This is a genomic window from Pseudomonas sp. PIC25, from assembly GCF_002286785.1.
In the GTDB taxonomy this organism is placed as follows: domain Bacteria; phylum Pseudomonadota; class Gammaproteobacteria; order Pseudomonadales; family Pseudomonadaceae; genus Pseudomonas_M.
The window spans coordinates 1-3,543 of the sequence record NZ_MUJY01000058.1 but is presented as its reverse complement, the minus strand read 5'-3'; the positions used below and the strand labels follow the sequence as shown (position 1 = coordinate 3,543).

General features: G+C 54.6%; 4 protein-coding genes and 1 pseudogene. All 5 read left to right on the top strand.

All coding sequences use genetic code 11. The features are described from left to right. Positions 1-49 precede the first annotated feature (49 nt). The 5 genes and pseudogenes from BZL41_RS28470 to BZL41_RS27855 all read left to right on the top strand — a co-directional run bounded on the left by BZL41_RS28470 (position 50) and on the right by BZL41_RS27855 (position 2,759). The gene (locus tag BZL41_RS28470; protein ID WP_168190956.1) at positions 50-385 is read left to right on the top strand and encodes a hypothetical protein; all 336 of its coding nucleotides are present in this window, start codon (positions 50-52) and stop codon (positions 383-385) included. Continuing rightward, on the top strand, positions 375-1,358 hold the full coding sequence (locus tag BZL41_RS06485) for a tyrosine-type recombinase/integrase (protein WP_168190955.1): 984 nt from the start codon (positions 375-377) through the stop codon (positions 1,356-1,358). The genes BZL41_RS28470 and BZL41_RS06485 overlap by 11 nt, the downstream gene beginning before the upstream one ends. 213 nt (positions 1,359-1,571) lie before the next feature. Then, complete coding sequence (locus BZL41_RS06475; RefSeq protein ID WP_095598526.1) at positions 1,572-1,973, top strand: type II toxin-antitoxin system MqsA family antitoxin; 402 nt, start codon at positions 1,572-1,574, stop codon at positions 1,971-1,973. Positions 1,974-2,000: 27 nt separating this feature from the next. After that, positions 2,001-2,141 (top strand): annotated as a pseudogene (locus BZL41_RS29000) (RHS repeat-associated core domain-containing protein); the annotation flags it as partial. Positions 2,142-2,513: 372 nt separating this feature from the next. Continuing rightward, complete coding sequence (locus tag BZL41_RS27855; RefSeq protein WP_143518032.1) at positions 2,514-2,759, top strand: hypothetical protein; 246 nt, start codon at positions 2,514-2,516, stop codon at positions 2,757-2,759. Positions 2,760-3,543: the final 784 nt, after the last annotated feature.

Genomic DNA, 3,543 nt, shown 5'->3' with positions numbered 1-3,543 from the left:
TCCTCCGCAAGGGGCTTGAAATGGTGTCCACCAAAAACAGGTGGACACCATGCCGAAGCCAGGAGGGATCGAGGAGGCGTGTTCGCCAGACGCTTACATGGGTTTTTCTGGCTTCGACGAAGAGCACCTGAGCATCCTGCAGAGCAGTCTGGTTCGCTTGATCTACATAGCTTTCGGTACTTCCCGACCCGAGCTGGATGAGGTGTATCGAATCGCCTATCTACTTGCGAGCAGTAGCATCGAGGTGCGCTTAGTCCTGCTCCCTCAGGGCCTGGATGGGAACGGCTTTGCCTCGACGGTTAGCGATCCTGATAAGGCTCTCTCGCGAGTTCTCAAGGACGCGTTGGTGTTGCCGGAAAACACGGGAGGTGATCATGTCTGCTGAGACTTATCCGACCAGCCTGTCGGCGTGCGTACCCTTCTACATCGAGGATTGCTTAGCACGCGGACAAAGTGATGCAACGGCCAACACCAAGACAGCGCTGCTGCAGATGTTCGTGCACTGGAGTGAGCACCAAGGCATCAGCGAGGTAACGCAGGTCGATCTGGCGCTCTTAGAGCGCTACCGGAAATACCTATGCCGGTACCGCAAGCGTCGGGACCATGAGCCCTTGGAGCTTTCAACACAGCGTATGCGATTGATGGCCGTGACCGGCCTACTCAAGCGCCTACACACCTACGGCATTGTGCTGTCGGACGACTACTCCAAGTTTCTGTTGCCCAAGGTTCATCGCCAAATACCCAAGCAGATTCCCGACGAAGACGAGATAGACCCGATCCTGCACCAGACGCTCACGAAAGGTCGTATGGGGCTGCGGGATCGCGCCATCCTGGAGGTTTACTACGCCACGGCAATACGCAGAGCTGAACTGGCTGGGCTGGATATACGTGACGTGGACTTCAAACAGCAGATGGTCACTGTACGCAAAGGGAAAGGTGGGCAGGATCGAAGGGTTCCCATAGCGCAGCGAGCGCTCGATTGGGTTGAGAAGTACCTGAACGAGCTGCGTGTCCGCTTGGCAACGATGGCCAGCGGTGAGGCTCTTTTCCTGGGCGAAACGGGCAAACGCATCCAGAAGAGCAAATTGACCACGCTGGTGGGCGGCTATATCCGGCGCTCCGGGATCGGCAAGAGTGGCTCCTGTCACGCGCTTCGTCACGCGACGGCGACGCACATGCTGCGCCATGGTGCTGACATCCGTTATGTGCAGGAGATGCTGGGTCACCAGTGCATCGAGAGCACCCAGATCTACACCCACGTGACCATCACAGACCTGCAGGGTGTGTACAGCAAGACACATCCGGCAGCCCAGGCCAGGTCGCTAAAGGCGGGGAAGCCCGTGCTGCAAGACAATTAACCAAGTTGCCAAATATACCTAATAGGTTAGCGTGGCCGATATGGAAAAAAGAACTCCACACTGCTGGCTGCCAATCGTGAAAGCCTTGGTCGAAGCAGGAAAAGTGCGCTCCACCATGTCTGCCCTGACAGGTGGGGCCGCACTGGGGTTGGACTGTGAGGGGGGCATCAGCGTTGATGACGCTCTCATCGTGTCCTTCAAGGAGCTATGAACATGAAATGTCCATCCTGCACAGCGGCGGAGCTGGTGCACGACACCCGCGACCTGCCGTACACCTACAAGAACGAGTCGACCACCATTCCGGCAGTAACCGGCGACTTCTGTCCGGCCTGTGGTGAGGCGCTTCTGGATGCAGGCGAATCTGCCCGCGTCAGCACGGCGATGCTGGGGTTTAACAAACAGGTGAATGCCTCGATCGTCGACCCGAGCTTCATCGCCAACGTCCGCAAGAAGCTCGCCCTTGACCAGCGAGAGGCGGCCGAGATTTTCGGTGGCGGCGTCAATGCGTTCTCGCGCTACGAGAACGGTAAAACCAAGCCACCACTGGCCCTGGTGAAACTGCTCAAATTGCTTGATCGCCACCCCGAATTGCTGAACGAAGTCAGGACTGCATAGCCTCGTCCAGCCGGGTAATCTAGAGAATTAGTTTACAACTACTTCCGCGATTACGACCCGGAGACCGGGCGGTATGTGGAAAGCGACCCCATCGGCCTGAACGGCGGGTTGAATACCTATGGGTATGTCCTCGGAAATCCTGTTGGAAATTACGATCCCAAAGGACTATGGGCTATCCAAATGGCCCATCCTTATCTCCAGGTGAGCCAACCACCAGGTATGGTGTTACTGGCTGCCTCGGCATGTACTGCGTTTCATATATGCAAGGAGACTCATCTGCCACTGGCTCTCTAGGTGTTGGGGGCTTAGTGGGGCTATTCTTGTTTGCCAACTGCCACCTCCGCCAGAAACAAGTTGCGGGCCAGACTGGAAAGACAAAATACCGTCAGGAGGCGTAGTATCAGGAGCACCCGGTCGTGCTGGTCTTTTTATAGGCGGACAATTAAATCCTGACGGAACTGTATGTGGTTACCTTGGGATTATGGGAGGGATTCCAGGTCCAAACTTCAGTACCGGACCCGCTCAATAAAGGATAAGAATATGTTTATGATATTGTTTTCTTTGGTTGGTTTTGCATACATTGTTTTGGCGGTAATTTCTTTCCCTCATGTCAAGGAAGGGAACGCAATAAGTGCTGCGGGCCCTTGGTGGTGCATTAACAAGGAAAAATATGAGAAGGATGCACATGGTTACTGCGTGGCAGGAAGAATTCTATTATTTATAGACTTAATTTTAGTTGCTGCTTATGTTTTTCTCCCTAGCACCTACACCATGGTTGCCCCTTGAATAAAGAAGCGAGAGATGGAGGCAAGATAAATACCAGGTTTATTTATCTTGCGACGTATATATTTATTGTTGTCGTTGTATATCTAAGCGGGCTATTTTTTGACGAGATATCAAAAAGTAAATTGCTGCAATTCGGGATATTTTTCGCCTTGGCGATCATCGCCGACAAACTACTAAAAAGATACTCAGCACTGACAAACAGTCGAGCAATTAAATGCTACCCGTCCGGCACTGACAATGCCGAACGTACTTATAACATCCGAGCATCAGTGGATGGCCAGAACCATCCACTCTTTTCCCCACATCTTTCACATTCCCCAGCCATAGTTCCCCAACCGACTTGCCTCCCTCCCCCTGAGCCGCTAGAGTCCGCCCCGTCACGGTCAATCCCGTGGCCGGGCGTGACAACCCGTATGTTCGAGGCCCGGTAGCGCCATAGCTGAGTAGCCGGCGCTTTTTTGTGCCTGGCTGCCGCATTTCTATGGTGGGCCGTGCGGGGCAGGCTTCGGCCTGGCCGGTTCCCTCGGACGCCGGTTTGTCACCCCCGTGCGGTCCGCCTCCATTCCGCGTGACAACGGTGAGGCGGTTCCTTAATCGTTCGAGGAACTTTCCATGCGCTTACCGAGCTTTTCCGAAATCCGTTCAGTGTCTCGCTTCGCTATGGCAGAGGTGCGGCATGTCTGACTTCCGTCCGCTTTCTTCCCTGAATACGACCACCCGCCCCGTGCTTTACACCAATACCCGCCTCAGCTCGGACGAGCTATTCGAAGCCGGGCAGGAACGT

Bases quoted from the DNA above. Each gene is read 5' to 3' on its own strand.
- BZL41_RS28470 (WP_168190956.1), top strand. From the start codon at position 50: ATGCCGAAGCCAGGAGGGATCGAGGAGGCGTGTTCGCCAGACGCTTAC.
- BZL41_RS06485 (WP_168190955.1), top strand. From the start codon at position 375: ATGTCTGCTGAGACTTATCCGACCAGCCTGTCGGCGTGCGTACCCTTC.
- BZL41_RS27855 (WP_143518032.1), top strand. From the start codon at position 2,514: ATGTTTATGATATTGTTTTCTTTGGTTGGTTTTGCATACATTGTTTTG.
- BZL41_RS06475 (WP_095598526.1), top strand. From the start codon at position 1,572: ATGAAATGTCCATCCTGCACAGCGGCGGAGCTGGTGCACGACACCCGC.